Raw genomic sequence first — 23,205 nt, forward strand, 5'->3', positions numbered from 1 at the left:
CACCTGGCCTCCCACCCCCCTCCCCGCCGTGCCGCTGACACAACGCAAGCCCGCCGACCAGAACCGGCGGCAGATCCGGCCCCGCGCGGAGATCTGCCCCGGAACCGGGGCCGCGGGCTTGCGTTGTGCGGAGGGGCAGGTGGCCCCGCGCGGCACCACCTAGAGTGAAGACGTGTCGGCGCTGCCGAGCTCAAAGAAGACAGCCGGTGCGCGGGCACCGCGAGGGGAACCATGACTGCGCTGCCTGCCCTGACTCCCGGCCCGCACCGCGCGCGGCTCGGCGTCATCTCGATCGTCGCGTGCTTCGGCGGGCTGCTGTTCGGCTACGACACGGGTGTCATCAACGGTGCGCTCCGTCCGCTCAGCGCCGAGCTGGGCCTCGAGGCGTTCACCGAGGGCATCGTCACGAGCTCGCTCGTGTTCGCCGCGGCGATCGGCGCGCTCTTCGGCGGCCGGCTCTCGGATGCGCTGGGTCGCCGCACGATGCTCGTCGCGCTCGCCGTGGTCTTCTTCGTGGGCACGATGGTGCTGGTGCTCGCACCCGGTTTCGTCGTGCTGGTGCTGGGCCGCGTGATGCTGGGGCTCGCCGTCGGCGGCGCCTCCACGGTCGTGCCCGTCTACCTGGCGGAGATGGCGCCGTACGAGATCCGCGGCTCCATCTCGGGCCGCAACGAGGTCGCGATCGTGATCGGCCAGCTCGCCGCCTTCATCGTCAACGCCGTGATCGGCACCACGCTCGGGCACATCGACGGCGTCTGGCGCTTCATGTTCGCCGTCTGCGCGCTACCCGCACTCGCGCTCTTCGTCGGCATGCTGCGGATGCCCGAGTCGCCCCGGTGGCTCGCTCGGAACGGCACGGGAGACGAGGCGCTGGCCGTGCTCCGCACTGTGCGCTCCGACGAGCGCGCAGCGGCAGAGCTCGCGCAGATCGAGCGCATCACGGCGGATGACCGACTCGGGCAGACGCGCCTCGGGGAGGTGCTGCGCAACCCGTGGCTCCGCCGCATCCTGCTGGTCGGCATCGGCGTCGGCGTCGCGCAGCAGCTCACCGGGATCAACTCGATCATGTACTACGGGCAGACCGTGCTCGTGGAATCGGGATTCTCCGAGCAGGCGGCGCTCGTCGCGAACGTCGCGCCGGGCGTGATCGGCGTCATCGGCGGCTTCATCGCGCTGTGGATGATGGATCGTATCGACCGCCGCACCACGTTCCTGCTCGGCTTCGGGCTGACCACCGTGTGTCACGTGCTCATCGGCGTCGCGTCAATGGTGCTCGAGCCGGGCAACCCCATCCGCCCCTTCGTGATCCTGGTGCTGGTGGTCGCCTTCGTCGGCTCGATGCAGACGTTCCTGAACGTCGCGACCTGGGTCTACCTGTCGGAGATCTTCCCGCTGCGGATGCGCGGGCTCGGCATCGGCATCGCCGCGTTCGCGAACTGGGTCACCAACGGCACGCTCGCGCTCTGGTTCCCGTCGCTCGTCGAGGCAACGGGCATCACCGGCACGTTCTTCCTCTTCGCCGTGGTGGGCGCGATCGCCGTTCTGTTCGTGGCCACGCAGGTGCCGGAGACGCGCGGCCGCACGCTCGAGCGGCTCGAGGCCGACATCTCCTCGGGCAGCGCATACGCCCGGCAGTGACCGCCGCCTTCCGGGTCTGCGATGACCACCGGGTCGCGGCCGTGGTGGCCGCCGTCTGCCGGGGCTGCGAACACCACCCGGCGGGGGCCTGTCGCCGACAGCCTGGCTCCGACCATCCCGCGGTGCCTGCGAGGATGGATGCGTGATCGAGATCCTGAGTCCTGCAGAAGTCGAGCGCGGCAAGCGGACGGGCGCGCTCGTCGCCGACATCCTGCACGGGCTGAAGGCCCGCGTGAAGGTCGGCACCAATCTGCTCGAGATCGACCGCTGGGCGAAGGCGATGATCGAAGCCGCGGGCGCGCAATCCTGCTACGTCGACTACGCGCCATCGTTCGGCCGCGGCCCGTTCGGGCACTACATCTGCACCGGCGTCAACGACGCGGTGCTGCATGGCAAGCCGCATGACTACCGGCTCGGCGACGGCGATCTGCTCACGCTCGACCTCGCGGTGCTGCGTGACGGCGTGGCCGCGGATGCTGCGATCAGCTTCGTCATCGGCGGCGCGGGCGACGACGAGAGCCGCGCGCTCATCGACGTGACCGAGCGCGCCCTGGCCGCTGGCATCGCGGCGGCGGCGCCCGGCGCCCGCACGGGTGACATCTCGCACGCGATCGGCACGGTGCTGCGCCAGGCCGGCTACGAGATCAACACCGACTTCGGCGGGCACGGCATCGGCACGACCATGCACCAGGATCCGCACATCCCGAACGACGGCCGCCCCGGCCGCGGCGTGCCACTGCGGCCCGGCATGATGCTCGCGGTGGAGCCGTGGGTGATGGCCGACACCGACGTGCTGGTGACGGATGCCGACGGCTGGACCCTGCGCAGCAAGACCGGATGCCGCACGGCGCACTCCGAGCACACCATCGCGATCACGGACAGCGGTGCAGACATCCTCACACTCCCGAGCAGCTCCTGACGCTGCCGGGCAGCGAACGGCCCGGCCGCACCCGGCCGTCGTCAGCCGGTGGGCCCCTGCGCCTGCCGCATGAATCCGGGGTACTCCGAGTTGTGCACCTGCGCAGCGGGCCCGGGCTCGACGAAGCGACGGTAGCCGATCGCGACGGCGACGATGCCGAGCAGGATGAGCGCCAGCGGGATCAGCGTCACGATCGTGGTGCCCGCATCGGCGAACAGGAACGCCATCGGGTCGACCTCCGCGGCGCGCGCCTGCACGACGCCGGAGTTGAGCTGCATGCCGAACCAGATCATCGATCCGATCGCGGTGACGAGACCGCCCATCAGGAGTGCGAGTGCTCGCTTGCGCTGTGTGGTCATGACGGCCCCTTCGGCTGCGCCGAACATATCGCCCGAGCCTGGGCGGATGCCAGCGCTCGTCGCGATTCGTCAATCCTCGGCGGCGTGCTCTCGCATGGCTCGTTCGATCCGCTTGTCGGGCAGGAACCAGAGCAGTGCGGCCGCGACGTAGCAGGCGGCAGCGAGCACCGTCGGCAGCACCGGCTCATCGCCGATGAACCATGCAGCTGCGACGCCGCCGAGGTACAGCGCGAGCGAGACCTTCGCCTTGGTGTCGCGGCCGATCGCGTCGCGCAGCGAGGAGTTCTCCGGATGCGAGGCCATGATGACGCGCTGCAGCAGCGCGTAGGCGGTCGCGGCGGCCAACAGCACGATGCCGTAGGTCATCACCGGAGCGCGCGCGAAGCCGGAGCTGTCCATCCAGGCGGTCGTGAAGGGGAACAGCGACAGCCAGAACAGCAGATGCAGGTTCGCCCACAGCACGGGCCCTGACACGCGCTTCGTCAGTTGAAACAGGTGGTGGTGGTTGTTCCAGTAGATGCCGACGTAGATGAAGCTCAGCAGGTAGCTGAGCAGTCCGGAGCCGGTCACGCCCAGGAGGTCGGTGAACTGCTCGCCCTCGGGGATCGCCAGCTCGAGCACCATGATCGTGATGATGATCGCCAGCACGCCGTCGCTGAACGCCTCGAGCCTGCTCGTTCGCATGTCGTGCTCTCTTCTGGCGGCCGTCTGAGATCGAGGTCGCCTCGGCGCGGTCGCATCACGAGCAACAGCCGAAGACCTCGCGGTGCCTGACGCTACCGGCATCCGTCCCCGTCGCGCGATGCCGCCACACGCTCGTCGCTAGTACTTGCCCTTCAGGGCCAGCTGCATCTCGCGCGGCTGCGGGTTCAACGATCCGGGGTTGCGGATCATCAGCGGCGAGGGGCCAGGGACTGCGATGCGCAGAGAGCCGACGGATGCGGTCACGACGCCGGCGAGCAGCAGCGCCAGCGTGCCGATGGCCGCTGCGAGCGCGCCCGTCGGCGCGGTGCCGTCGCCGAGCAGGTAGAGCGAGGCGAAGTCGCCGCCGGCCGCCTTGGCAAGCCCGACCGTGACGGTGACGCGTGCGCCGACCCACGCCAGCGCCGTCATCGCGAGGACGCCCCCGCCGATCAGCATCGCGAGTGCGGTCAAGCGCTGCAGCCGCATGGCGACCTCCTCGAGGCTGGGGCCCGCCGTACGAGCCGCTCGACCGTCAGCGTACGCGCGCTCGCGGCGATTCGGCAGGGGCGGATGTGCGCTCGGGCGGCGACACGCGCCCACCTGCTAGAGTTGCATCACTGCGCGAGCAGGGCATCGCTGCCGGCTCGCCTGCGTCGTTGAACGCTCCTCTCTCCGTTCGGTATCCCGGACGTCGATGAACTTCCACGGCGAACGATCGCGGCCTCCGCCGCGCTCGCCGAATTGCGTCGACGCATCCACCCAAGAAGAACGCCTGCACCCGCGTGCAGACGGCAGGGTGCGCACGCACGCTCACAGAAAGAGCAACCTTGACTGACACCATCACCACCCCCGAGGTCACCACGACCTTCGCCGAGCTCGGCGTTCCCGCCAAGCTCGTGACCGCGCTGCGCGCCGCGAACCGCGAGACCCCGTTCCCGATCCAGGCCGACACGCTGCCCGACACGCTCGCCGGGCGCGACGTGCTCGGCCGCGGCAAGACCGGCTCCGGCAAGACGCTCGCGTTCTCCATCCCGCTCGTCGCACGCCTCTCCGGCGAGCTCGCCGGTGGCGGACGCCGCAAGGGCCTGCCGCTGGGCCTGGTGCTCGCACCGACGCGTGAGCTCGCGACCCAGATCGCGACCGAGATCGCACCGCTCGCGAAGGCCGCCGGCCTGACCGTCACCACCATCTTCGGCGGCGTCTCGCAGCGACCGCAGGAGCAAGCGCTCCGGGCCGGCGTCGACATCGTCGTCGCGTGCCCCGGCCGCCTCGAGGACCTCATGAAGCAGGGCATCGCCTCGCTGCAGGCGATCGAGATGACCGTCATCGACGAGGCCGACCACATGGCCGACCTCGGCTTCCTGCCGGTCGTCACGAAGATCCTCGACAAGACGCCCAGCTCGGGTCAGCGACTGCTGTTCTCGGCCACGCTCGACAACGGTGTGGACAAGCTCGTCAAGCGCTTCCTCACGAACGAGGTCATGCACTCGGTCGACGAGGCGAACTCGCCCGTCACGGCGATGACGCACCACGTCTTCGAGATCGCCCCCGACGACAAGAACCTGCTCGTGCGCCGACTGGCCTCGGGCGAGGGCCGCCGCATCCTCTTCACCCGCACCAAGCACCAGGCGAAGAAGCTCGCGAAGCACCTCACCGCATCCGGCATCCCTGCCGTCGACCTGCACGGCAACCTGTCGCAGAACGCTCGCGACCGCAACCTGGCGCAGTTCTCCGACGGCAGCGTGCGCGTGCTGGTGGCGACGGATGTCGCCGCTCGCGGCGTGCACGTCGACGACGTCGCGCTCGTCGTGCATGTCGACCCGCCCATCGAGCACAAGTCCTACCTGCACCGCTCGGGCCGCACGGCTCGTGCTGGCTCGTCGGGCGATGTGGCCACGGTCATGCTGCCGGCGCAGCGCCGCGACACGATGACGCTGCTGCGCAAGGCCGACATCAAGGTGCAGCCGCAGATCGTCACCGCCTCGTCCGATTCGGTCGACTCGCTCGTCGGGCCCTACGCGCCGCACGTCGCGCCGGTTCCCGGTGGCCCGGGTTCGGGCAATGAGCTGCCGCAGCAGCGCGGCGGCGGCTCCTCGCAGGGTGCCAACGCTCGTCGCAAGCGCGCCTCGCGCGACGGTGTCGCAGGATCGGGCGCGCACGGCGCCGACGGAGGCTCGGCTCGCGCCGATCGTCCCCGTCGCGACCGCTCGGGTCGCCCCGACACGGGTGGCGGCACAGCCGGAGGCCGCGGCGGCCAGGGTGGACAGGGCGGCCGGCAGGGTCAGCCCGCACGTGGCCAGCGCAGCGGCCAGCCCGCTCGCGGCGGCCGCGGTGCGGCTCCGCGCGGTGGCTCGGCTGTCGCCTGGTCGTCGACCGGCGGCGGCTCGCTGCAGGGTGGCGACTCCGGCGGCCGCTCCGGTGGCCGCTCGGGCGGCGAGCGCCGCGCCCCGCGCCGCGCACAGGGCTGAGTCTCGCGGGCCTGAGCCCACTCGCATCGAAGCGCCCCTCCCACACGGAGGGGCGCTTCTGCGTTTCCGGTACCGAATGGTCGCCTGCGGCCGGCCCGCGCGACATCTTCGTACCGCAACCCATGCCGCGGGCCGCCGGCCCGCGACGGTCCGGTACCGAATGGTCGCCTGCGGCCGCGCCGCGCGACGATCTCGTACCGGAATCCGCGAGCCGGGCGAGACCTGCTGCAGCAGCGGCGAGCAGTCAGCGGCTGCTCACGGGAAGTCGGCTCGCTCCACCGGCCGCTCGCTCGCGACATCGCGCAGGGCATGCCGAACCGCGAGCCGGATGACCCAGTAGCAGACGACCAGCACCAGGACGGTCACGCCGATCCAGATCGCGATGCCCGCTAGGACGATGCCCTCGGCGGGCATGAATGGAGTCCCCATGCCAGGAGCATAGGGGAGCAGATCTCAACTTCTGGCGGTGGGGACGCATGGCTTCGAGCTGCTGTCGAACGGACGGTCGAGGGCAGTGCAGAGCGTGGCGGGTCCAGCGTGCGGTGCGCGGGGAAGGCCGCGCGAGCTACGCGGCGAGCACGGCGGCGCCGATCGCGGCCGCGTGGCCACCGAGCTGGGCGAGCACGAGGCGACGCGGCTGCGGCACGCCGGGCAGCGGCGGGCGCTCGTCGAGCTCGCGCTCGATCACCGGCAGCAGCAGGTCGGCGCACGCGAGCATCACGCGGCCACCGAGCACGACCACCTCGGGATCGAAGGCGGGCAGCAGCCGTCGCAGCCCCGCGGCGACCGCCTTCGCGGCCTGCTCCACGGCGGCGATCGCAGCGACATCCCCAGCCCGCGCCGCGTTCGCGAGGTGCTCGGCTGTCGGCGCACCGTTCGGCGCGAGCGCCACGGCGGCAGGCACGCTGGCCGCCTCCCGCCGCAGCGCGTTGCCGCCCGCATACGCCTCCAGGCATCCGTGCGCCGAGCACGAGCACAGCGGCCCCGACTCGTCGATCGTCACGTGGCCGAGCTCGGCGCCGAGCCCGTGGGCGCCGAGCAGCGGCTGCCCGTCGACGACGAAGGCCCCGCCCACCCCGGTGCCGAGGGCGATCAGCATCGATGATGACGCATCCGCCGCCGCGCCCATTGCCGCCTCGCCCACCAGGTAGCCGTTCGCGTCGTTGTCGATCGTCACCGGCAGCCCAAGCCGCTCGGCGAGCGCCGCTCGCAGGCCGAAGCCGCGCACGCCCAGATGTGCGGCCCAGACAACGGTCTCGCGGTCGCGGGTCATCCAGGCCGCGATCGCGAGCCCGACCGCGGTGATGGGCGGGTGTCCGTCGGCGGCGAGCAGCACGTCGAGCTCGTGCACGGCCGCCTCGACCGCGTCGACGAGCGACGCCGACCCCTGGATGCTGTGCTCACGGTGGGTGCGCACGAGCACGTCATCCAGCCTCCAGGCGGATGTCGCGGAGCGTGCTCGCGCAGGCCCGGCGTGGTCGGCGGGCGCGGGCGCGGTGCGATGGGCGGTGTGCGCTGCAAGCGCGACGCCCGCGATCTTGGTTCCGCCTACGTCGAGGCCTACGACTGTCACGCGCCAATCCTGCCGCACGGTGCCGTCGTTTCCCTGCCGCACGGTGCCGACGATTCGCAGCCGCACCGGGCAGGATGGTCGCATGCGCCTGGTGACCTGGAACGTGCTGCACGGCAGGACCATGGGCGACGCCCACGTCGACGCTGCGCGCTTCACTGACGCGGTGCAGGCGCTCGACGCCGATGTGCTGGCGCTGCAGGAGGTCGACAGCGGGCAGCCGCGCTCGGGAGGTCTCGATCTGACCGCGCTCGCGGCGAAAGCGATGGGCGGCGCGAACGCATGCTTCGTGCCGACGCTCATCGGCGATCCCGCACGAGCCTGGCGGCCCGCTGACAACCGGGATCTGGACGCCGCCGAGGACGGCTACGGCATCGCGCTGCTCACCCGGTACCCGGTGCAGCGCTGGCATGTGCTGCGGATGGCGCCTGCGGGCGCCCGGCAGCTGCCGCCGGTGGATCGCGACGCCGGCCCATCAGGCAGGCTGAGCGAGGAGCCGCGCGCCGCGGTCGCCGCGACCATCCGCTCGCCGCTGGGCACCTTCACCGTCGTGTGCACGCACCTCAGCTTCGTGCCGAGGTCGAACATCCGGCAGCTGCGCCGCGTCATGCGCTGGATGCAGGGCCTGCCGGGCCCGCGCATCCTGATGGGCGACCTCAACCTGCCGCAGACCGTGGTGAAGCGCATCACGCGAGCCACACCGCTCGCGCGCGGCGCCACCTTCCCGCAGATGCAGCCGATGGTGCAGATCGATCACATCCTCAGCGCCGATCCCCTGCCCGCCGTGCGGCAGATCCGCCTGGCAAGACCGCCGCTGTCAGACCATCTGCCGCTCGCGGTCGAGCTGCGTCGTGACGCGAACCATCGCAACGGCGCGCACTCGAGCGCACGGACGGGTGGCGATCACGCCCGCGCATGACGCCCGGCCGGGTGCAGGATGGGTCGCGTGAAGATCCTCCTGACCGCCTTCGAGCCCTTCGGCGGTGACGCCGAGAACGCCAGCTTCGAGGCCGTGCGGCTCCTGGCCGACGCGTGGGCCGACGACCCGCAGCCCGGCATCGAGCTCGTCACGGGTGTGCTGCCGGTCGCGTTCGCGGACGCGGGGCCCGCGCTCGCGGCGCTGCTTGACCAGCACGCGCCGGATGCGGTGCTGTCGGTCGGCGAGGCCGGCGGCCGCAGCGCGATCACGCCTGAGCGCTGGGCCGCGAACGAGGACGACGCGCGCATCCCGGACAACGCTGGCGATCAGCCGCGCGGCACCGCCATCGACCCGGCCGGGCCTGAGCGTCGAGCATCCGGTTTGGACGCCGATGCGCTCGTCAGCGCGATCCTGCAGGTGGGCCTGCCCGCCGACGCGAGCGACGATGCGGGCCGCTTCCTCTGCAATCACGTCGCCTACCTCGTCGCCGGGCTCGATGTGCCCGGCGGCTTCCTGCACGTGCCGGCGGTTCGATCGCACGGCACCGCCACGGTCGGCGCCGAGACCGACCCTGACGGGGCAGCGAGCACCTCAGCGGTGACGCACGACGGATCGCGGCTCACGTTCGATGACCTCGCGCTCGGGCTCGCGGCCGCGGTGCGGGCGATCGCTGCGGGCCGGGCGCATCCGGAGCCCTCGACGTCGACACGCGAGACGGGACGTGTCGACCGCGCATCGACGGTCATCGCCGCCGACGCCGCCACGATCTACCGGGCGCTGCTCGATCCGGTTGCGCTCGAGCGCTGGCTGCCGCCGGAAGGCGCGACCGGCGAGATCGAGCAGCTGGATGCCCGCGCGGGCGGCGGCTTCCGTCTGGTGCTGCGCTTCGCAGATCCCGTCGATCCGAAGACGACCGACGATTCGGATGCCTCGCTCGTGCGCTTCATCGAGCTCGTTCCCGGGCGGCGGGTCGTGCAGGGCGTCACCTTCGAGTCGGTCGAGCCGCGGTTCGCCGGCGAGATGGTGATGCGATGGCAGCTGGAGCCGGTCGCAGCCGGTACTCGGGTGACGGTCTCGGCCTCGGATGTGCCGGCCGGCATCTCGCGGGCCGATCACGAGCTCGGCCTCGGGTCGTCGCTCGCGAACCTGGCGCGCTACCTGGGCGGATCGCTGCCGGCGGCTTGAGCGGCGGCGGCCGCCCGCTCCACCCACTTCGGGGTCTCGCCATAGCGCTGCGGCGGGATCAGGCGCCCGGCCGCGGAGTCGTCGGCGAGCTGTCGCGCTCGCTGCTCTCGCGTCGCCGCGCGCTTAGCGCTGAGCACCCAGGAGACCGCCGCCTTGCGGTAACTGGCCGTCGCCTCCGCGAGGAACGCGGCGGCGGCTGGAGACTCATCGATGGGCTGCTGCAGCTCGGGAGGCAGCTGTAGATCGCGGTCCTGTCGTCGCGCCGCGCCTCGTAGGCGGCGAGGCCAGCCGGGTGCATCCGCCCCTTGGCCTGCAGGCGCTCGACGTGCGCGACGTTCACCGCAGACCAATTGGATGTCGCCTTGCGGGGCGTCCAGCGCTGGCGGCGGGCATCGTCGTCGATGCGCTGCGACAAGGAGTCGATCCAGCCGAAGCACAGCGCCTCTGGCACGGCCTGAGCCCACGTGAGCCCGCGTGGCTCGACGTGCTTGGCGGTCAGGCCCATCCAGAGCTCGGTGCTCGTCTCATGGTTGGCCTCGAGCCAGGCGCGGAACTCCCCAGCGTCGCGGAAGAACACCGCCGGCCGCTCGTCGCTGCCGCCGGGTGTGCCGGGCTGCTTCGCCATGGGCATCAGCATGCCATCGGCCACCGACGAGAGGCTAGGAGACCGCGCACCGCACTGCGGCGGCGAACGCATCGACATCCGCCTCGGTCGTATCCCACGTGCACATCCAGCGCACCTCGCCCGCGGCGGCATCCCAGTCGTAGAAGAAGAAGGCGTCGCGCACGGCATCAGCTACGCCCTCCGGCAGGCGCGCGAAGACACCGTTCGACTGCGTCGGGTAGGCGAAGTCGACGTCCGGCAGCTGCTCGACCGCGGTGCGCAGGCGTGCGGCCATCGCGTTCGCGTGCGAGGCGTTCCGCTCCCACAGGTCGCCCTCGAACAGCGCGATCAGCTGCGCCGAGATGAAGCGCATCTTCGACGCCAGCTGCATGTTGAGCTTGCGCAGGAACACGAGGCCGGAGCCTGCGCGGTCCGAGAGCACCACGACCGCCTCGGCGCCCATCGCGCCGTTCTTCGTGCCGCCGAGCGAGAGGATGTCGACGCCCGCATCCGTCGTGAACTCCCTGAAGGGCACGCCCAGCGACACCGCCGCGTTCGACAGCCGCGCCCCGTCGACGTGCAGCAGCATGCCCTTGGCGTGCGCGTGGTCGGCGATCGCGCGGATCTCGGCGGCCGTGTAGAGGGTGCCGAGCTCGCTCGACTGCGTGATCGAGACCGCGAGCGGCTGCGCGCGATGCTCGTCGCCCCAGCCCCACGCCTCCTCGTCGATCAGCTCCGGCGTCAGCTTGCCGTCGGGCGTCACCACCGTGAGCAGCTTCATGCCGCCGACGCGCTCGGGCGCGCCGCCCTCGTCGACGTTGATGTGCGCGCTCTTCGCGGCGATCACCGCTCCCCAGCGGGGCAGCAGCGACTGCAGCGCGATCACGTTGGCGCCCGTGCCGTTGAAGACCGGGAACGCCTCGGCGCGGTCGCCGAAGTGCGAGCGCACGACCTCCTGCAGCCGAGCGGTGTAGTCGTCGGCGCCGTAGGCGGTCTGGTGGCCGCCGTTCGCGTCGGCGATCGCGGCGAGCACCTCGGGGTGCACGCCGGAGTAGTTGTCGGATGCGAAGCCGCGGCGGTCGGTGTTGTGGAGGGTCTGCACCCATCGATCTTTCCAGATCGGACGCGCACTGCCGCAATGGAGGCACTGCCAGAACTCAGGCTTGCGCGCCACAATGAGCCGGGGGAGACCCAGCGGAGCAGGTGACGCTCACGGAGCGCCCCCGCACGACGATCGGAGATGCACATGCAGGACAGCACGCAGCCCGGGCACCACGACCACGACGGCGACCACGACGTCGAGCACGAGGCGACCGCCGAGGAGCACGAGTCGACATCGGTGCGGGACTCGCCGTCGCAGGGCCTTGGCCCGTCGACGACCGGCACGGGGTCGCCCGTGCACGAGGCCGACTCACCCTCCGAGGGGCTGGGGGGCTCTGCGAGCGGCCTCGGTTCGCCCGTGCGGGAAGCGGAGTCGCCCGCGGATGGGCTCGGCAGTTCGTCGACTGCCGGGAGCTCGACCGTGCAGGACGCGGAGTCGCCCGACCACGGCACCGGAGCAGGGGGCGTTGAGCACACGGAGCACACGGAGCGTCGCGAGCACGGCAAGCACGCCGAGCACCACGAGCACACGGAGCGCACGGAGCGCAGCGACTGAGGGCACCGCGGCTGGCCGGGCCTCTGCAGACGCCCGGCCGGCAACGTGGAGCCCGAGTCGCTAGCCTCCCGGCATGAGCACGCAGATCGTCTGGTTCCGTCGCGACCTCAGAGTGCGCGACCATCCCGCGCTCACCGCGGCTGCGGAAGCAGGCGACGTGCTGCCGGTCTTCATCGAGGATCCGGCGTTCGATGATGCCGGCGCCGCGCGCCTCGCTGCGCTGCGCACCGCGCTGCGGGCACTCCATGCGGCCACCGACAGCGCGCTCGTCGTGCGCCGCGGCTCGCCGGAGCAGGTGCTGAAGGCGCTCGCTCGCGAGACCGGGGCGGATGCGGTGCACGTCTCGGGCGAGACCACGCCGCTCGGGCGTCGCCGCGATGGGCGCGTGGAGGCTGCCCTCGATGTACCGCTGATCGCCACCGGCAGCCCCTATGCGGTCTCGCCCGGCAGGGTGCGAAAGGGCGATGGCGACCCGTTCCGGGTGTTCACTCCGTTCTCGCGTGCCTGGCTCGCGCACGGCTGGCGGGCACCCGCCGAGCTGCCGCCCGCGCACCGCTGGGTGCGGCGCATCGACAGCGACCCGCTGCCCGAGCCGCCCGAGGTGACCGCCGATCTGACCTGGGCGAGCGAGGAGGGTGCGCTCGAGCGCTGGCAGGCGTTCCTGGAGGACGACATCGACGACTACGACGAGCACCGCGATCGCGCCGACCTCGACGGCACCTCCCGGCTGTCGATGGCGCTGAAGCTCGGGGCCGTGCATCCGCGCACGCTGCTGGCCGACCTCGACCGCGTCGCGCCCAGGAGGGGCAAGCCGGCGCAGCGATCGCTCAAGCGCTTCCAGACCGAGCTCGCATGGCGCGAGTTCTACGCCGACGTGCTCTTCCACAACCCGCGGTCGGCGTGGCACGACTACGGCGACCAGCTGCAGGGCATGCCCTACGACGAGCCCGGCGACGGCTTTGAGGCGTGGCGCCAGGGCCGAACCGGCTTCCCGTTCGTCGACGCCGGCATGCGGCAGCTGCTGGAGGAGGGCTGGATGCACAACCGCGTGCGGATGGTCACGGCCAGCTTCCTCACCAAGGATCTGCACGTGTGGTGGCCCATCGGCGCCCGCCACTTCCTGCAGCACCTGGCCGACGGCGACCTCGCCTCGAACAATCACGGCTGGCAGTGGACGGCGGGCACCGGCACGGATGCATCCCCGTACTTCCGGGTCTTCAACCCGGTGCTGCAGGGGCAGCGGTTCGATCCGCAGGGCGACTACGTGCGCCGCTGGATCCCCGAGCTGCGCCACGTGCCCGGCGCCGCGGTGCACGAGCCGTGGAAGGTCGACGGGGCGCTCGCCGAGGGCTACCCCCAGCGCATCCTCGACCACAAGGCGGAGCGCGAAGAGGCGCTTGCCCGACTGGAGTCGGTCAAGCGCCTTCGCTGAGCGGTTGCGGTTGCGGTTGCGGTTGCGGTGCGGTTGCGGGGTCGGGGGCCGGCAGTGCTGGCAGCCGGCCCGCGACCGCTACCGGGCCTGCGCGCGCCGCACGAGCGTCAGCCAGATCGCAGCGCCGACGGCGCCGAGTGCGGCCACCACACCCATCCACGGCAGCCAGCCCATCGCGGCGATGTCGACGGCGATGGCGCGGAACCCGTCAGAGAGCACGAAGCCGGCGCCGAGGGCGAGCACCACGACCGCCAGCGAGAGCCAGAAGATCCAGAGGAACGACTGACCCCACCGGTGGAACGCGGTCGTGATCGCCGCACCCAGCAGCATCACCGCGAGGATCAGCAGGAAGGTCTGGATGAGCGTCTGCCACCATTCGCCGAGCCCCGTGTAGACGACGTCGAAGAAGCGGATGCTGAGGCCGAAGCCCCCGGTCGCCACCTCGATGACCTTGCCGATCGTGATGATGACCGCGTAGAACGCGGCATTGCCGATGAAGACGGCGGTGGTGCCTGCAGCGAACTCGCGGCGCGTGAGGCCGAGGCCCAGCGCGAGCGGGAAGTACTGCCCCATGGCGGTGAAGCCGAAGCCGATCAGCGGCCCGAGCAGCGCGAAGATCGCGCCGTTGTACTGCATGCCCTGATTCATCCCGACTCGGGCCTCCGGTCCGCCGAGATTGGTCACCAGCGCGCCGATCGCAAGCACGATCGCGAGCGAGAAGCACATGATCAGCAGCGGCCAGCCGAAGGCCTGCAGCCTGTTGACGGTGTGGAGCTGGATGACGTTGCGGATGCGCATGACGACTCCTCTCAGACAGTCGCGCGGTCGGCCGCGCGGTCGGCGGCCGAGGCCGCGTTGGCAGTGGTCAGGTGCACGAAGAGCGCCTGCAGGGAGACCTGGCCGATGTCCAGGCCCGCCTCGCGGGCGGCGAGCTCGTCGCCGTCGCGGGGCGTGAAGGTGGCGGTGGCGAGCGAGCCGAGCGTCTTGTGCTCGAGCACTTCGCGGCCCGCCAGGAACGCATCCACCGCCGCAGCCCTGCCCGACACCGTGATGGCCGCGTCGTGCAGCTGGTCGGTGTCGGCGTCGAGCAGCACCTTGCCCTCGTCGAGGATCACCACGTGCTCGAGCAGGTTCGCGACCTCGTCGATGTGGTGAGTGGAGAGCACGATGGTGCGCGGGTGCTCGGTGAAGTCGGCGAGCAGGTCGTCGAAGAACATCTGGCGGGCGACGGCGTCGAGCCCGAGATAGGGCTCGTCGAAGAACGTCAGCCGTGCGCGGGAGGCCAGGCCGATGACGATGCCGATCGCCGAGAGCTGGCCGCGCGAGAGCTTCTTGATGGGGCGCTTCACCGGCAGCCGGTAGCGCTCCACGAGGGCGTCGGCGTACGCCTGATCCCAGTTCGGGTAGGCACCGGAGGCGATGCGCAGCACGTCGATGGCGCGGAACGTGTCGGGGTACTTCTGGCTCTCCTGGATGAACACGGTCTGCGAGAGCACCTCGACGTTCTCGACCGGGGTGGCGCCCAGCACTTCCATCTCCCCGCTGGTCGCGAAGACCTGACCGGTGAGCAGCTGCATGAGGGTGGTCTTGCCGGCGCCGTTGCGGCCCAGCAGGCCATGGATGCGGTGCTCATCGAGGCTGATGCTGACGCCGTCGATGGCGGCCACCTCGGGGTAGCGCTTGACGATGTCGCGAGTGACGATGGCGCTCATCGTGCGACCTCCTTCGTGATCATGCCGGCGAGCTCCTCGGGGCTGATCCCGAGCTGGGCTGCTTCGCGCAGCAGTGGGGCGATGTACTGGTCCTGGAATGCGAACTTGCGGCGTTGGCGCAGCGCTTCACGCGCGCCTGGAGCGACGAACATGCCGATCCCTCTCCTCTTGGTGAGCACATCCGCATCGACCAGGAGCCCGAGGCCCTTGCCGGCGGTTGCGGGGTTGATGCGAAGGAAGGCGGCCAGCTCGTTGGTCGAGGGGACCTGGCTGTCTTCCGGGTAGGTGCCATCGAGGATGCCGTCCTCGATCTGCTCGGCCACCGCTTGGAAGATCGGCTTGCTCTCGTCGAGCATGTCTGCCTCCTGGGGTCGGGAATGAGCTGCGCATCTCACTCCGTTGGTTCATTACTCCACTAATGAACCATGGCACCCATGAACCTGTCAAGGGGGTGTCGCGCATCCGCATAGGATCGGGCCATGGCAGTGATGTGGCTGCGGGTGATCGCCGGGCTCGATGGGGCCTGCCCCGATCCCACCGGGCTCGATCGATGAGCGCGCCGAGCGATGCGGCCCGCCCCGCCGACGCGGCCTCGCGGCTGCCGCGATCGACGATCTGGCGCTACGGCATCGGCTCGCTCGGCACCGGCGGATTCTCGACGCTCCCCGGCCTGGTGCTGCTCTACTACCTCACCGACACCCTCGGCGTCTCGGCGCTCATCGCCGGGCTGATCCTGGCGCTCGCGAAGGTCTGGGATGTCGTGATCGACCCCGTCATCGGCGGGTTCAGCGATCGCGGCCTCGCGCGCGACGGCTCGCGCAGGCGCTTCATGCTGATCGGCAGCGTCGCGCTGCCGCTGTGCTTCGTACTGACCTTCGCCGTCGTGCCGGGGCTCTCTCCCGCGGCGTCCGCCACCTGGGTCGGCCTCGCGTTCATCCTCGGCGCGACTGCATTCAGCCTGTTCCAGGTGCCCTACATCGCGCTGCCCGCCGAGCTCACGGCCCGCTACGACGAGCGCACTCGGCTGCTCACCTGGCGCGTGGTCGTGCTGGCGGTCTCGATCCTGCTGTTCGGCGCCGGCGGGCCGCTGGTGCGCGACCTCTTCCCGGACGACCCCCACCTTGGCTATCTCATGATGGCGATCGTCGCTGCGGCGGTGCTCGGCATCGCGATGCTGCTGTCGTCGACGGTCGCGCCACGGGGCCCGGCTGCGGCCGCCCCAGCACCGCCCACCTCGCTCGCGCAGCACTACCGCAGCGGCATCCGGGTGCTGCAGCGCAGCCAGCCGTTCCGCGCACTGCTGGCGACCTACATGCTGCAAGGGCTCGCGACCGGGATGATGCTTGCCGGCGCGCAGTACGTCGCCACCTGGGTGCTGCGCGATCAGACCGCCGTGACGCTGCTGTTCGTCGCGCTCATCGCGCCCGCCCTGCTGCTGGCACCGGTGTGGGGTGCGGTCGCGAGGCGGGTCGGCAAGGCGCGTGGCTTCCGCATCGCCAGCGGAATCTTCCTGGCCGCGACGGCCTCGCTCGTGCTGTTGCTGTGGGCACCCGGCCCGTGGGCGTACCTGCCCGTCGCGGTTGCAGGCGCGGCCTACGCGGGGATGCAGTCGCTGCCGTTGGCGATGCTGCCCGACGTGATCACGGACGACGCCACCCGCCACGGCGAGGGCCGTGGAGGCACGTTCGGCGGAGTCTGGACAGCAGGTGAGACAGCCGGGATGGCCTTCGGCGCGACCGCGCTGACGGTGGTGCTCGCCATCACGGGCTATCGCGAGTCGGTCGGCGCCGCGGTCGTCGACCAGTCCGGTGCCGCGGTCGTCGGCATCGTGCTGAGCTTCAGCGTCGTGCCGGCCGCCGCCATGCTCGTGAGCCTGGTGACGCTGCGCCGCTACCGGCTGCGCAGGGCAGACATCGAGCCGGCAGGCACTGCACCGGCGGGTGCCTGAGATGGTGCAGCTGAGCGAGCGATCTGCCGCCATCATCGAACGGCTGCGGCAGCTGCGCGCCGCCGATGCGGCTACCCACGGAGGTCGGGTGCTCTCCTACGTGTACGACCCCGGCCTCGCCGAGCTCGACGAGCTGGCGGCGCAGGCGATGCGCCTGATGCAGCCGGTGAACGGGCTCGACCCGACCGTCTTTCCGTCGGTCGCGGCACTCGAGCGCGAGCTGGTCGGCTTCGCCGCCCGGATGCTGCACGGCGACGAGACCACGGTCGGCACCGTCACCAGCGGCGGCACCGAGAGCTGCATGCTGGCGGTCAAGACGGCGCGGGAGGGATGGGCCGCGCGGCCCGAGCGGTCGCCGGCATCGCGGGCGCGTATCGTCGCACCCGTCACCGTGCACGCCGCGTTCCACAAGGCTGCCGCTTATTTCGGTCTCGACCTCGACCTCGTGCCGGTCGATGCCGACGGCGTGGTGGCAGCCGGCGACATCGCCGCCCGCTTCGGCACTGACGTCGCGCTCGTGGTGGTCTCGGCACCGGGCTACCCGTTCGGCGTGCTCGATCCGGTCGCCGAGGTCGCGGCAGCCGCGGCGAGGGCGGGGATCCCGTGCCACGTCGACGCGTGCATCGGCGGCTTCGCGCTGCCCTGGTGGGGTGGGGTGCCGGCGTGGGATCTCGCGGTCGGCGGGGTGACCAGCATCTCGGCCGACCTGCACAAGTTCGGCTACGCGCCCAAGGGCGCCTCGGTGCTGCTGCAGCGCGATCGTGACCGCCAGCGCCGTCAGTACTTCGCCATCGCTGACTGGCCCGGCTACCCGGTCGTGAACCCGACGCTGCTGGGGTCGAAGTCGGCCACCGCGCTCGCGGCCGCGTGGGCGATCGTGCAGCAGCTGGGCGTCGACGGCTTCGCCGAGCTCGTCGCCTCGTGCCGTCGTTCGACCGAGCAGCTGCGCGCCCACATCGATGGGCTCGCCGGGCTGCGCGTGGTGGGCGAGCCCATCGGGCCGTTGCTCGCGGTGGCCACCGACGATGGAGAGCTTAAGCGGTCCCGCGTCGACCCGCATCGCTGGGCCGATCGCGTAGCGGAGCTCGGCTTCACGCTGCAGCTGCAGCCGGGGTTTGCGCAGTCTGACGGCACTCGCCTGCCCCGAACGACGCACCTGACGATCACGCCGGTGACCGAGCAAAGGCTGCCCGAGCTCACCGAGGCTCTGACGCGCGCTGCCGCCGACGTGCGAGGCAAGCCGCCGGCCGATCCGCGACTGACGGTGCGGGCGCTGCGGCTAACGGGGGCCCTCCGCCGCGAGCTGACGGCGGATCGGGCGCAGGCCCTGCTGCGACGCCTCGGAGTCGGCAGGCCGGGCGCCGGCACGACCCTGCCGGAGCGGATGGCGCCGCTCATGGCGCTGATCGAGCAGCTGCCGTCCGAGTTCACCGAGCGCCTCCTCATCGAGGTGCTTGCCCGACAGGTCGAGGCACCGAGCGAGTCGACGCCCGGGCGATAGCCGCGGGACCGGCGGTCGCCCCGCCGAACACAACGCAAGCCCGATGCTCCGGTTCCCGGGCGGATTCGCGGGTGTGCGACATCCGGCCGCCAATCGTCGCGCTCGGGCTTGCGTTGTGTTGCCGCGGGAGAGGGCTCAGGCCTTCAGGGCGTCCTTCCACCTGACCATCGCGCCGGTCTTCAGCAGCGAGCGCTCGTAGACCTTGGCGGCGAAGCCGATCACCAGCACTGTGAACACGACGAGGATTGCGAGTGAGAGGTAGGGCTCCCACCACTCCATCGTGCCGAGGTACACCCGCATCGGCACCGCCACGGGGGCCGAGAAGGGCACGTACGACATGATCTGCAGCGCCACCGGGTTGTTGTTGAAGATGACCACGAGGAAGTACGGGATCATCACGAACAGCAGCAGCGGGCTGGTGGCGGTCGCGATGTCCTCGGAGCGCGACACCAGAGCCGCAGCTGCCGAGTAGAGCGCCGCCAGCATGACGAAGCCGACGGTGAACAGCGCCACGAACCACACGATCGGCATGCCGAGGCCGTCGAGCAGCAACTGCGAGCCTGTCACCGCGCCGCCGAGCAGCACGAACGCCGCGATCAGCACGATCTGCGCGAACGCGAGCACCGAGTTGCCGAGCACCTTCCCTGCCAGGATCGCGCGTGCCGACACGGTCGCCAGCATGATCTCCACGATGCGCGACTGCTTCTCCTCGACGACCGACTGCGCGATCGTCTGACCGAAGGTGGTCGCCGACATCAGGAACACGATGCCGAACGCCAGCCCGATCAAGTAGGTGAGCATGGGGTCGGGCGCGTTCGGGTCGAGCAGCTCGAGATCCGGGGCGACGCTGAGCAGTTGCAGCAGCGATGACGGCGCCTCACGATCGCCGATCACGAGCAGACCGGAGGGGCCTTCACCCGGCACGACTCCGGCCTCGACGTCGCCGTCGAGCACGGCCTGCCGCACCGCATCCGCATCGCTGAGCGTCTCGACGGCGACGCCATCGAGCGACTGGATGGTGGATGCGAGCTCGCCGGTGGTCGCGACGCGGGTGTCCTCGTCGAAGAGCTCGGGGCCGACGGAGGAGAGGATGACGCCGGCGAACACGAGTGCGAGCAGGATCGCGGTTGAGATGAGGTAGCTCTTCGTGCGCACCTTCGTCAGGATCTCGCGCTGCGCGACGATGCCCGTCGCCTGCCAGAAGCCGGTGCGTCCGCGCTGGCCGGCGCCGCGGTTCGGGGCGGATGCGGTGGTGGTGCTCATCGGACGACCTCCTGGAAGATCTCGGTCAGCGGGCGGACGGTGGGGGAGAAGCTGCGCACGGAGCCGCGCTCGATCGCCTCGCGCAGCACGCGATCCGCGTCGGCCTCGGTGGGGGCGGTGAAGCGCACGTGGCCGCCGTCATACTCGAGCACGTCGATGCCCGGGATGCCGCGCACGAAGCCGGCGTCAACCGTCTCGAGGATCCACTCGGGGCGCGCGTGCGCCGCTCGGATCTCGTCGCGGGTGCCTGCCGCGCGCACCTCTCCGTGGGCGAGGATGACGAGCGAGTCGCACAGCCGCTCGACGACGTCGAGCTGGTGGCTCGAGAACAGCACGGGGGCCCCGGATCGAGCGACGTCGCGCAGCACGGCGAGCGTCGTCTCGACCGCCATCGGGTCGAGGCCCGAGAACGGCTCGTCGAGCACCAGCGCGGTGGGCTCATGCACCAGCGCAGCGGCGATCTGTGCGCGCTGCTGGTTGCCGAGGCTGAGCGACTCGAGCGTGTCGTGCTGGCGCTCCTCCAGGCCGAGCTGCTCGAGCAGCGTCGTAGCGCGGGCGGCGGCGCTCTTCGCCGACATGCCGTGCAGGCGGCCGAGGTAGACGAGCTGCTCGTGCACCTTCATCTTCGGGTACAGACCCCGCTCCTCCGGCATGTAGCCGAACTGGGCACGGTCATCCGCGGTGACCGGCCGGCCATCCACCTCCACCGAGCCCGAGTCGGGGTCGAGCACGCCGAGGATGATGCGCATGGCGGTGGTCTTCCCGGCGCCGTTGGCGCCGACGAAGCCGGTCATCAGGCCGTCGTGCACGTCGAAGCTGACGTCCTTGAGCGCCTGATGCCCTTTGAACGAGCGAGAGATGGATCGGATGGAGAGCATGGGTCAAAACTACGATCGAGCGCCCCTCGTGACCTCCCCCTGACGGCTGGAATCTCGACTCCGCCGTGTGGGGGAGCGGAGCCGCAATCACGCCGCGCGAGCGGGCGCGGGGCGCGCTAGCCTCGCGAGCATGGCGGTGACGCGCGATGACGCAGAGGTGCGGGGCGTCGCGCCGCGGGTGCGGAGCGCGGTGCGAGGGCTCGCTCCCGGCTACTTCGCGCTGGTGATGGGCAGCGGCATCATCTCCGTCGGGCTCAAGCTCGAGGGATTCGAGGCACTGTCGGTCGTGCTCGCATGGATCTGCGCCATCGCTTACGTCGTGCTGCTGACGCTCACCATCTGGCGGCTGCTGCGCTACGGGGCGGCCTTCCGCGACGACTTCAACGACCCGCGGCGGGCGTTCGGCTTCTTCACCTTCGTCGCCGGCACCAATGTGCTCGGCGTGCGTCTGTCGATGGACGGGCACCTCGCCTGGACTGCTGCCCTGCTCGTGCTGGCGCTCATGGCGTGGTTCGTGCTCGGCTACGTCGTGCCGTGGACCGCGGTGCTGGGCCGCACGACCAGGCCGGTCGTGGCGACCGCGAACGGCACCTGGTTCATCTGGGTGGTCGCGAGCCAGTCGATCGCCGTCTCGTCGGCGTCGCTGCAGCCCGTGGCGCCGGCGGAGCTGAGCGGCTGGCTCGCCCTGCTGGCCGTGCTGTCGTGGTCGGTCGGCGTCTTCCTCTACGCCGCGGCAGGCGTGCTCGTGATGCTGCGGATGATGCTCTACGACCTGCGCCCAATCGACCTGAACCCGCCCTACTGGGTGGCGATGGGTGCGTGCGCGATCACCGTGCTCGCCGGCGCCCGCATCGTCGAGATGGCGGCGGCCCCGATGGTGGATGCCACCCGCGGCCTGGTCGCGGGGCTCTCGGTGGTGTTCTGGGCGTTCGCGACCTGGCTGATCCCGCCGTTGCTCGCCGCGGGCTGGTGGCGGCACTGGCGCCACAGGGTGCCGCTGACCTACGACGCGACGCTTTGGAGCATCGTCTTCCCGCTCGGCATGTATGCCGTGGCAGGCATCTACCTCGGCCGCGCCGATCACCTGCCGGTCGTCGGCGCGATCGGTGCGGTCGAACTGTGGTTCGCGCTGCTCGTCGGACTGCTCGTGTTCGTGGCGATGCTCGTGCACCTGTGGCGCGCCGTCGTGGTTGGCGCCGCGGAGCGACCGCGCGCTGGCTCGTGAGCGCCTCGGCGAGCGCTCGTCGAAGCGTCAGTCCTGGATCATCCGCCGAGCGCGCCGACGCAGCGCCAGCTCGCGCAGCCCGAGGAACAGCGGAAACGTGAACGCGACGGCGGTGATGCCGCTCAGCACCACCAGCATCCAGACCCAGCGTGCCCAGCCGAGCCGAGCGCCCTCGACGATCATGAAGATCGATGCGGCCACCGCGACGACCAGCAGATCGATCGAGGCCGAGATGCTCGCGGCGTTCGCGAACCAGCCCTCGAGGTAGCCGATCCCGCCCGGATCCAGCACGAACGCGATGTTGAACACCCATGTGCCGACGAGCCCCGCGACGGCGAGCGTGAACCAGACGATCGCGAGCGGGAGGCTGCGCGGCCTTTCCGCGCCGCGCGCGGTCGAGTCAGGCATGCGGCGCGACCACGCCGTGCTCGTACGCCCAGATCACGGCGTGGATGCGGTCGCGGATGCCGAGCTTCAGCAGCACGTTCGACACATGCGTCTTCACGGTCGCCTCGCCGACGAAGAGCTCCCGAGCGATCTCGGCGTTCGAGCGGCCACGCGCGAGCAGCAGCAGCGTCTCGCGCTCGCGATCGGTGAGCCGCTCGAGCTCGGGCGAGGGGGCGGGGGAAGCAGGTTCGCTGCCGCGATCGGTCGAGGCGGATGCGGCGACTGCCGGCGCGGCCGCGAACCGCTCGATCACGCGCCGCGTGACCTCGGGGGAGAGCAGTGCGTCGCCGCGGGCGAGCGCGTGCACCGCGTCGATGAGCTGCTCGGGCTCGGCGGTCTTCAGCAGGAAGCCGCTGGCGCCGGCCGAGAGCGCGTCGAAGAGGAAGTCCTCGCGGTCGAAGGTCGTCAGCATGAGCACCGCCGGATGCGCCGAGCTCGCCGTGATCTGCCGAGTCGCCTCGAGCCCGTCCATGATGGGCATCTGCACGTCCATGCAGATCACGTCCGGTGTGCGCTCGGCTGCGAGCCGCACGCCCTCTGCGCCATTCTTCGCCTGTCCGACGACCTCGAAGCCCGGCTCGCTCGTCAGGATGGTCTCGAAGCCGGCGCGCACGAGCGCCTGGTCGTCCACCAGCAGAATCCGCGTCACGCCCCAACGGTAGCTCCCTCCACCCGTCCCCGCCCCCGCCCCCAGCCTCGCGCTCAAACCAGCGGCGTCTGGGGAGCGGGTGGCCGGAGGGCGGCAGACCGGATGGCTCGAGCTTGCGTTGTGCGGAGAGAGCGAAGGGGGGGCAGG

General features: G+C 71.0%; 24 protein-coding genes. 10 read left to right on the plus strand and 14 right to left on the minus strand.

The genetic code is table 11. The annotated features are described in order from the left end of the window. The first annotated feature begins 231 nt into the window (after window positions 1-231). Window positions 232-1,638 carry a sugar porter family MFS transporter gene (locus ACJJVL_RS12270; RefSeq protein ID WP_405219048.1) on the plus strand — a complete coding sequence of 469 codons (1,407 nt, stop codon included), beginning with the start codon at window positions 232-234 and terminating at the stop codon, window positions 1,636-1,638. Window positions 1,639-1,780: 142 nt separating this feature from the next. Beyond that, complete coding sequence (map, locus tag ACJJVL_RS12275) at window positions 1,781-2,557, plus strand: type I methionyl aminopeptidase (protein WP_405219050.1); 777 nt, start codon at window positions 1,781-1,783, stop codon at window positions 2,555-2,557. Between the two features lie 41 nt (window positions 2,558-2,598). Here map and ACJJVL_RS12280 read toward each other — a convergent pair whose 3' ends face one another. The 3 genes from ACJJVL_RS12280 to ACJJVL_RS12290 all read right to left on the minus strand — a co-directional run bounded on the left by ACJJVL_RS12280 (window position 2,599) and on the right by ACJJVL_RS12290 (window position 4,086). Then, window positions 2,599-2,916, minus strand: a complete 318-nt coding sequence (locus ACJJVL_RS12280; protein WP_405219051.1) for a hypothetical protein — start codon at window positions 2,914-2,916, stop codon at window positions 2,599-2,601. Between the two features lie 69 nt (window positions 2,917-2,985). After that, window positions 2,986-3,600: a TMEM175 family protein gene (locus ACJJVL_RS12285; RefSeq protein ID WP_405219053.1), complete on the minus strand. Its 615-nt coding sequence runs from the start codon at window positions 3,598-3,600 to the stop codon at window positions 2,986-2,988. 138 nt (window positions 3,601-3,738) lie between these two features. Beyond that, window positions 3,739-4,086 (minus strand): hypothetical protein, encoded by a 348-nt coding sequence (locus tag ACJJVL_RS12290; RefSeq protein ID WP_405219055.1) that lies wholly within the window; start codon window positions 4,084-4,086, stop codon window positions 3,739-3,741. Between the two features lie 341 nt (window positions 4,087-4,427). Here ACJJVL_RS12290 and ACJJVL_RS12295 point away from each other — a divergent pair, with 341 nt between their 5' ends. Next, window positions 4,428-6,068 (plus strand): DEAD/DEAH box helicase, encoded by a 1,641-nt coding sequence (locus ACJJVL_RS12295; protein ID WP_405219057.1) that lies wholly within the window; start codon window positions 4,428-4,430, stop codon window positions 6,066-6,068. Window positions 6,069-6,323: 255 nt separating this feature from the next. Here the strand turns inward: ACJJVL_RS12295 and ACJJVL_RS12300 are convergent, their stop codons facing one another. Both ACJJVL_RS12300 and ACJJVL_RS12305 read right to left on the minus strand, forming a co-directional pair. After that, entirely contained in the window at window positions 6,324-6,497 is a 174-nt protein-coding gene (locus ACJJVL_RS12300) for a hypothetical protein (RefSeq protein ID WP_405219059.1), read from the minus strand. Between the two features lie 136 nt (window positions 6,498-6,633). Then, entirely contained in the window at window positions 6,634-7,641 is a 1,008-nt protein-coding gene (locus ACJJVL_RS12305) for an ROK family protein (protein WP_405219061.1), read from the minus strand. A gap of 82 nt (window positions 7,642-7,723) precedes the next feature. Here ACJJVL_RS12305 and ACJJVL_RS12310 point away from each other — a divergent pair, with 82 nt between their 5' ends. Both ACJJVL_RS12310 and ACJJVL_RS12315 read left to right on the plus strand, forming a co-directional pair. Beyond that, entirely contained in the window at window positions 7,724-8,557 is an 834-nt protein-coding gene (locus tag ACJJVL_RS12310) for an endonuclease/exonuclease/phosphatase family protein (RefSeq protein ID WP_405219063.1), read from the plus strand. Window positions 8,558-8,584: 27 nt separating this feature from the next. Further along, entirely contained in the window at window positions 8,585-9,742 is a 1,158-nt protein-coding gene (locus ACJJVL_RS12315) for an SRPBCC domain-containing protein (protein ID WP_405219065.1), read from the plus strand. Here the strand turns inward: ACJJVL_RS12315 and ACJJVL_RS12320 are convergent. After that, window positions 9,712-10,206 carry a YdeI/OmpD-associated family protein gene (locus tag ACJJVL_RS12320; RefSeq protein WP_405219066.1) on the minus strand — a complete coding sequence of 165 codons (495 nt, stop codon included), beginning with the start codon at window positions 10,204-10,206 and terminating at the stop codon, window positions 9,712-9,714. The two genes, ACJJVL_RS12315 and ACJJVL_RS12320, sit on opposite strands and share 31 nt — an antisense overlap. A gap of 195 nt (window positions 10,207-10,401) precedes the next feature. Further along, entirely contained in the window at window positions 10,402-11,448 is a 1,047-nt protein-coding gene (locus tag ACJJVL_RS12325; protein WP_405219068.1) for a threonine aldolase family protein, read from the minus strand. 144 nt (window positions 11,449-11,592) lie between these two features. Here ACJJVL_RS12325 and ACJJVL_RS12330 point away from each other — a divergent pair, with 144 nt between their 5' ends. Together ACJJVL_RS12330 and ACJJVL_RS12335 are read left to right on the plus strand one after the other, a co-directional pair. Next, on the plus strand, window positions 11,593-12,003 hold the full coding sequence (locus tag ACJJVL_RS12330) for a hypothetical protein (protein ID WP_405219070.1): 411 nt from the start codon (window positions 11,593-11,595) through the stop codon (window positions 12,001-12,003). A gap of 73 nt (window positions 12,004-12,076) precedes the next feature. Then, a complete protein-coding gene (locus ACJJVL_RS12335) occupies window positions 12,077-13,435 on the plus strand; it encodes a cryptochrome/photolyase family protein (RefSeq protein WP_405219072.1) in 1,359 nt (452 codons plus the stop codon). Window positions 13,436-13,513: 78 nt separating this feature from the next. On the opposite strand, the gene ACJJVL_RS12340 is transcribed toward ACJJVL_RS12335, so the two are convergent. The 3 genes from ACJJVL_RS12340 to ACJJVL_RS12350 are packed head-to-tail and all read right to left on the minus strand — an operon-like array spanning window position 13,514 to window position 15,503. After that, a complete protein-coding gene (locus tag ACJJVL_RS12340) occupies window positions 13,514-14,233 on the minus strand; it encodes a hypothetical protein (protein ID WP_405219074.1) in 720 nt (239 codons plus the stop codon). 11 nt (window positions 14,234-14,244) lie between these two features. Further along, entirely contained in the window at window positions 14,245-15,147 is a 903-nt protein-coding gene (locus ACJJVL_RS12345) for an ATP-binding cassette domain-containing protein (protein ID WP_405219076.1), read from the minus strand. Further along, complete coding sequence (locus ACJJVL_RS12350) at window positions 15,144-15,503, minus strand: GntR family transcriptional regulator (RefSeq protein ID WP_405219077.1); 360 nt, start codon at window positions 15,501-15,503, stop codon at window positions 15,144-15,146. Before ACJJVL_RS12350 ends, ACJJVL_RS12345 begins: the two co-directional genes overlap by 4 nt. 194 nt (window positions 15,504-15,697) lie before the next feature. Here ACJJVL_RS12350 and ACJJVL_RS12355 point away from each other — a divergent pair, with 194 nt between their 5' ends. Both ACJJVL_RS12355 and ACJJVL_RS12360 read left to right on the plus strand, forming a co-directional pair. After that, entirely contained in the window at window positions 15,698-17,095 is a 1,398-nt protein-coding gene (locus ACJJVL_RS12355) for an MFS transporter (RefSeq protein ID WP_405219079.1), read from the plus strand. A 1-nt stretch (window position 17,096) separates the two neighbouring features. Then, the gene (locus ACJJVL_RS12360) at window positions 17,097-18,596 is read left to right on the plus strand and encodes a pyridoxal phosphate-dependent decarboxylase family protein (protein WP_405219081.1); all 1,500 of its coding nucleotides are present in this window, start codon (window positions 17,097-17,099) and stop codon (window positions 18,594-18,596) included. A 135-nt stretch (window positions 18,597-18,731) separates the two neighbouring features. Here ACJJVL_RS12360 and ACJJVL_RS12365 read toward each other — a convergent pair whose 3' ends face one another. Continuing rightward, window positions 18,732-19,859 carry an ABC transporter permease gene (locus tag ACJJVL_RS12365; RefSeq protein ID WP_405219082.1) on the minus strand — a complete coding sequence of 376 codons (1,128 nt, stop codon included), beginning with the start codon at window positions 19,857-19,859 and terminating at the stop codon, window positions 18,732-18,734. After that, complete coding sequence (locus ACJJVL_RS12370; protein WP_405219084.1) at window positions 19,856-20,737, minus strand: ABC transporter ATP-binding protein; 882 nt, start codon at window positions 20,735-20,737, stop codon at window positions 19,856-19,858. Before ACJJVL_RS12370 ends, ACJJVL_RS12365 begins: the two co-directional genes overlap by 4 nt. 130 nt (window positions 20,738-20,867) lie before the next feature. Here ACJJVL_RS12370 and ACJJVL_RS12375 point away from each other — a divergent pair, with 130 nt between their 5' ends. After that, entirely contained in the window at window positions 20,868-21,962 is a 1,095-nt protein-coding gene (locus ACJJVL_RS12375; RefSeq protein ID WP_405219086.1) for a tellurite resistance/C4-dicarboxylate transporter family protein, read from the plus strand. 27 nt (window positions 21,963-21,989) lie between these two features. Here the strand turns inward: ACJJVL_RS12375 and ACJJVL_RS12380 are convergent, their stop codons facing one another. Both ACJJVL_RS12380 and ACJJVL_RS12385 read right to left on the minus strand, forming a co-directional pair. Further along, window positions 21,990-22,370 carry a DUF2834 domain-containing protein gene (locus ACJJVL_RS12380; RefSeq protein ID WP_405219088.1) on the minus strand — a complete coding sequence of 127 codons (381 nt, stop codon included), beginning with the start codon at window positions 22,368-22,370 and terminating at the stop codon, window positions 21,990-21,992. Beyond that, a complete protein-coding gene (locus ACJJVL_RS12385) occupies window positions 22,363-23,058 on the minus strand; it encodes a response regulator (RefSeq protein ID WP_405219090.1) in 696 nt (231 codons plus the stop codon). Before ACJJVL_RS12385 ends, ACJJVL_RS12380 begins: the two co-directional genes overlap by 8 nt. Window positions 23,059-23,205 lie beyond the last annotated feature (147 nt).

Origin of the sequence: Agrococcus sp. Ld7 (genome assembly GCF_045064095.1) — a bacterium.
In the GTDB taxonomy this organism is placed as follows: Bacteria; Actinomycetota; Actinomycetes; order Actinomycetales; family Microbacteriaceae; genus Agrococcus.

Bases quoted from the DNA above. Each gene is read 5' to 3' on its own strand.
- ACJJVL_RS12270 (WP_405219048.1), top strand. From the start codon at position 232: ATGACTGCGCTGCCTGCCCTGACTCCCGGCCCGCACCGCGCGCGGCTC.
- ACJJVL_RS12280 (WP_405219051.1), bottom strand. From the start codon at position 2,916: ATGACCACACAGCGCAAGCGAGCACTCGCACTCCTGATGGGCGGTCTC.
- ACJJVL_RS12285 (WP_405219053.1), bottom strand. From the start codon at position 3,600: ATGCGAACGAGCAGGCTCGAGGCGTTCAGCGACGGCGTGCTGGCGATC.
- ACJJVL_RS12290 (WP_405219055.1), bottom strand. From the start codon at position 4,086: ATGCGGCTGCAGCGCTTGACCGCACTCGCGATGCTGATCGGCGGGGGC.
- ACJJVL_RS12300 (WP_405219059.1), bottom strand. From the start codon at position 6,497: ATGGGGACTCCATTCATGCCCGCCGAGGGCATCGTCCTAGCGGGCATC.
- ACJJVL_RS12310 (WP_405219063.1), top strand. From the start codon at position 7,724: ATGCGCCTGGTGACCTGGAACGTGCTGCACGGCAGGACCATGGGCGAC.
- ACJJVL_RS12330 (WP_405219070.1), top strand. From the start codon at position 11,593: ATGCAGGACAGCACGCAGCCCGGGCACCACGACCACGACGGCGACCAC.
- ACJJVL_RS12335 (WP_405219072.1), top strand. From the start codon at position 12,077: ATGAGCACGCAGATCGTCTGGTTCCGTCGCGACCTCAGAGTGCGCGAC.
- ACJJVL_RS12340 (WP_405219074.1), bottom strand. From the start codon at position 14,233: ATGCGCATCCGCAACGTCATCCAGCTCCACACCGTCAACAGGCTGCAG.
- ACJJVL_RS12345 (WP_405219076.1), bottom strand. From the start codon at position 15,147: ATGAGCGCCATCGTCACTCGCGACATCGTCAAGCGCTACCCCGAGGTG.
- ACJJVL_RS12350 (WP_405219077.1), bottom strand. From the start codon at position 15,503: ATGCTCGACGAGAGCAAGCCGATCTTCCAAGCGGTGGCCGAGCAGATC.
- ACJJVL_RS12355 (WP_405219079.1), top strand. From the start codon at position 15,698: ATGAGCGCGCCGAGCGATGCGGCCCGCCCCGCCGACGCGGCCTCGCGG.
- ACJJVL_RS12360 (WP_405219081.1), top strand. From the start codon at position 17,097: ATGGTGCAGCTGAGCGAGCGATCTGCCGCCATCATCGAACGGCTGCGG.
- ACJJVL_RS12365 (WP_405219082.1), bottom strand. From the start codon at position 19,859: ATGAGCACCACCACCGCATCCGCCCCGAACCGCGGCGCCGGCCAGCGC.
- ACJJVL_RS12370 (WP_405219084.1), bottom strand. From the start codon at position 20,737: ATGCTCTCCATCCGATCCATCTCTCGCTCGTTCAAAGGGCATCAGGCG.
- ACJJVL_RS12375 (WP_405219086.1), top strand. From the start codon at position 20,868: ATGGCGGTGACGCGCGATGACGCAGAGGTGCGGGGCGTCGCGCCGCGG.
- ACJJVL_RS12380 (WP_405219088.1), bottom strand. From the start codon at position 22,370: ATGCCTGACTCGACCGCGCGCGGCGCGGAAAGGCCGCGCAGCCTCCCG.